Origin of the sequence: Nonomuraea sp. NPDC050202 (assembly GCF_040656115.1) — a bacterium.
GTDB lineage: Bacteria > Actinomycetota > Actinomycetes > Streptosporangiales > Streptosporangiaceae > Nonomuraea.
Window position 1 is genome coordinate 1 of record NZ_JBFALF010000103.1, and the last position, 4,526, is coordinate 4,526.

A 4,526-nucleotide genomic window follows, 5' to 3' on the forward strand; every position below is an offset into this window, starting at 1 on the left:
GAGGTGGCGCGGGGGTTGACGTTCCATGCGCCGTCGATTCCGATCGTGTCCACGTTGGCCGGGGAGCCGACTGCGGAGATCGCCACTGCCGGGTACTGGGTGCGGCAGGTGCGGGAGCCGGTGCGCTACGCCGACGGGCTCGCCGAACTGGTCGCCCGCCGATCCACGGTGCTCGTCGAGGTGGGGCCCGACGGGGTGCTCAGCGCGATGTCACCCGACCACCACGTCATCCCGCTGCTCCGCGCGGGCCGCGACGAGCCCCGCACGCTCCTCGCCGCGCTGGGCGAGGCCCACGCCCGCGGGATGGCGGTGTCCTGGGAGCGGCTGTTCGCCGGCACGCCCGCCAAACTGGCCGACCTGCCCGCCTATCCGTTCCAGCGGCAGCGCTACTGGCTGCCTCCCGCCTCCGGCGTGGACGAGGGCGCTCTGACCCCGACGGGTCACCCGTTGCTGAGCGGGGCCGTGGAACTGGTCGAGGGTGACGGCCTGCTCCTCACCGGCCGGATCTCCCCGGCCTCGCAGCCGTGGCTGGCCGATCACGTGGTCCTCGGTTCCGTGCTGCTGCCCGGGACCGCGTTCCTGGAGCTGGCGCTGCAGGCGGCGGCCCGCGCGGGCTGCGACCGCGTCGAGGAGCTGACCCTGCAGGCGCCGCTGGTGCTGCCGGAGCAGGGTGCCGTACAGATCCAGGTGGAGGTCGGTCCGGCCGACGAGTCGGGGCGGCGCGCCCTCGCGATCCACTCACGCCCGGAGGAGCCCGGCGGCGCGGACGACGGCTGGGTACGGCACGCGGGCGGCTTCGCGGGCACGCGGCCGGGGCCGGACCCGACCTCCGCCGACCTGACCTCCGCCGACCTGACCGCCTGGCCGCCGCCGGGCGCCGAGCCGGTCGAGGTCGAAGGGCACTACGAGCTGCTGGCCGGGCGCGGCTACCACTACGGGCCCGCCTTCCAAGGCCTGCGCGCGATGTGGCAGGCCGGCGAGGAGGTGTACGCCGAGGTCACGGCGGACGTGGACGCGGAGGCGTACGCACTGCACCCGGCGCTCCTCGACGCGGCCCTGCACGCCCTGGCCGCCGGCGACCTGCCCGAAGGCCGGGTGCTGCTGCCGTTCTCCTGGGCCGACGTCTCACTCCGCGCCATCGGCGCGGCGACCCTGCGCGTGCGCCTGCGGCCCACCGGCCCCGACACCCTGGTCATCGACGTCGCCGACGGTCTCGGCGCCCCCGTCGTAGCGGGTGCGGCGCTCACCCTGCGGGAGGTGACCGCGGGCACCCTGTCGCAGGACCGCCGGAACGCGGGCGCCCTGTACCGGGTGGAGTGGCAGCCCATCGAGACGCCCGCTCCCCGGCCCGCCCGATGGACACTGCCGGACGGCTGGGAGCCCTACCCCGTCCTGGACGCCATGGCCGCCGACGCGCCCGAGGTCGTCGTGGCCTCCTGCGCGGGCGAGGACCCCGTGGGCGCCGTCCATCGGGTGCTGGGCCTCGTCCAGGAGTGCCTGGCTGCTGAAGGCTCCAGGCTGGTGCTGGTCACACAGGGGGCGACGGCCGTCGGCGGGAACGTCGCCGATCCGGCCGGCACGGCGGTGTGGGGGCTGGTGCGCTCGGCCCAGACCGAGCATCCGGACCGGTTCACGCTGGTGGACCTCGACGGGGACGGCGCGGGCCGCGGCCTGCTCCCCGCCGCGTTCGCCACCGGAGAGCCGCAGATCGCGATCCGCGGCGGCGAGCTGCACGTGCCCCGCCTGGCCGAGCACGCGGCCACGTCCGCGCCCTGGACAGCCCCCGGCGGTACGGCACTGGTCACGGGTGGGACGGGGACGTTGGGTGGGTTGGTGGCGCGTCATCTGGTGTCGGTGCATGGGGTGCGGGAGGTGGTGCTGGTCGGTCGGCGGGGTGGTGTGGTGTTGGAGGGTTTGCCGGGTGTGCGGGTGGTGGCGGGTGATGTGACGGATCGTTCGGCGATGGCGGCTTTGGTGGGGTCGTTGCCGGATCTGTCGGTGGTGGTGCATGCGGCTGGTGTGGTGGATGACGGGGTGGTCGCGGGGTTGAGTGGCGAGCAGGTGGATCGGGTGCTGGCCGCGAAGGTGACCGGTGGCCTCGTCCTGCACGAGCTGACCCGGCACCGGGACCTCGCGGCCTTCGTCGCCTTCTCCTCGGCGGCCGGCACGCTCGGCGGAGCCGGACAGGCCGCCTACGCGGCGGCCAACGCCTTCCTGGACGGCCTCATGTCGTGGCGGCGCGGCCTGGGGCTGCCCGGCACCTCGCTCGGCTGGGGCCTGTGGGCCGAGCGCAGCGACATGACGAGCGGCCTCGGGCACGCCGATCTGGCCCGCTGGGAGCGGATCGGCCTCGGCGCCATGGAGACGGACCCGGCCCTGCGGCTCCTGGACCGGGCGATCGCGACCGGTGAGGCCGCGCTGCTGCCTCTCCGGCTCGACCTGCCGGCCCTGCGCGCGACCCGCGAGCAGGTTCCCGTCGTGCTGCGCGGCCTGGCCAGAGTGCCGGGACGGGGCGAGGACACCGGAACGCGCGAGACCCTCCGGCAGCGCCTCGCCGACCGGCCCGCCGCCGAGCGGGAACGCCTGGTGCTCGACCTCGTACGCACCCACGTCGCCACCGCACTCGGCCACCCCTCGCCCGCGTCGGTCGAGCCCGGCCGTTCCTTCAAGGACCTGGGCTTCGACTCCCTCACCGCGGTCGAGCTGCGCAACCGGCTCACCGCCGCGACCGGGCTGCGGCTGCCCGCCACCCTCATCTTCGACTACCCCGAACCCGCCGCCCTGGCCCGCCACCTGCTCGCCGAACTGGCGGGGACGCTGCCGAGCCGCGCCCGCACGCAGGTGCGGCACGCCCGTTCCGACGACGATCCGATCGTGATCGTGGGGATGGCGTGCCGGTATCCGGGCGGGGTTTCCTCGCCGGAGGAGCTGTGGGAGCTGGTGGCTTCGGGTGGGGACGGGATCGGGGAGTTCCCGGTCGATCGGGGGTGGGATCTGGGGACGTTGTTCGATCCGGATCCGGAACGTGCGGGCCGTTCGTATGTGCGGGACGGCGGGTTCCTGTATGACGCGGGTGAGTTCGATGCGGGGTTCTTCGGGATCTCGCCGCGTGAGGCGCTGGCGATGGATCCGCAGCAGCGGTTGTTGCTGGAGGCGTCGTGGGAGGCGTTCGAGCGGGCCGGGATCGACGTGGCGTCCCTGCGGGGCAAGGACGCGGGAGTGTTCGTCGGCCTGATGCACCACGACTACTCGGCCCGCCTGCACACCACCCCGGCCGACCTCGAAGGCCACATCGGCATCGGCAACTCCGGCAGCGTCGCCTCCGGCCGGGTGGCGTACACGTTCGGGCTGGAGGGGCCCGCGATGACGATCGACACCGCGTGTTCGTCGTCGTTGGTGGCGTTGCATCTGGCGGGGCAGGCGTTGCGGCGTGGTGAGTGTTCGCTGGCGCTGGCGGGTGGGGTGACGGTGATGTCGTCGCCTGGGGTGTTCGTGGAGTTCAGTCGTCAGCGCGGCTTGGCGCCTGATGGCCGGTGCAAGTCGTTCGCGCAGGGGGCGGATGGGACGGGCTGGTCGGAGGGTGTCGGGGTTGTGGTGCTGGAGCGTCTGTCGGAGGCGAGGCGTCGGGGGCATCGGGTGCTGGCGGTGGTGCGGGGGAGTGCGGTCAATCAGGATGGCGCCTCGAACGGGTTGACGGCGCCGAATGGTCCTTCGCAGCAGCGGGTGATTCAGGGGGCGCTGGCGGATGCGCGTCTTGCGGCTGGTGATGTGGATGTGGTGGAGGCGCATGGGACGGGGACGGCGCTTGGTGATCCGATCGAGGCGCAGGCGTTGCTTGCGACCTATGGTCAGGGTCGGGAGCGGCCGTTGTGGTTGGGGTCGGTGAAGTCGAACATCGGGCATGCGCAGGCGGCTGCGGGTGTCGCGGGTGTGATCAAGATGGTGGAGGCGATGCGGCACGGCGTGTTGCCGCGGACCTTGCACGTTGATGAGCCGTCGTCGCATGTGGATTGGTCGTCGGGTGCGGTGTCTTTGCTGACCGAGCAGCGGCCGTGGCCTGCGACGGATCGGCCCAGGCGGGCGGGGGTGTCGTCGTTCGGGATCAGCGGCACCAACGCGCACGTGATCCTCGAAGAGGCACCGGCGCTGGAGGAGGCCCCTGTTCAGGGCGAGCCGGCGGTCGTGCCGCTGGTGCTGTCGGCGCGTAACGGCGAGGCGGTGCGGGAGCAGGCCCGCCGGCTTCTCCCCGTCGTCGATGACGCCGATCTTCACGACCTGGCCCACACACTGGCGACCCGCCGTAGCGCGTTGGAGCACCGTGCCGCCGTCGTCGGCGCGGATCGCGACGCGCTGGTGGCCGGGCTCACCGCGCTCGCCGAGGGCCGCGAGGCAGCGGGCGTGTTCACCGGTCAGGCGACCTCAGGGCCGGTCGCGTTCCTGTTCTCGGGTCAGGGGTCGCAGCGGCTGGGCATGGGGCTGGAGTTGTACGGGCGGTTTCCGGTGTTCGCTGCTGCTTTTGATGAGGT

At 73.3% G+C, this 4,526-nt stretch carries 1 protein-coding gene; it reads left to right on the forward strand.

What is annotated here, in order from left to right:
* Positions 1-45 precede the first annotated feature (45 nt).
* Positions 46-4,526 (forward strand): type I polyketide synthase (locus AB0I79_RS63100; protein ID WP_357896286.1); only part of this gene is annotated, 4,481 nt, incomplete at its 3' end.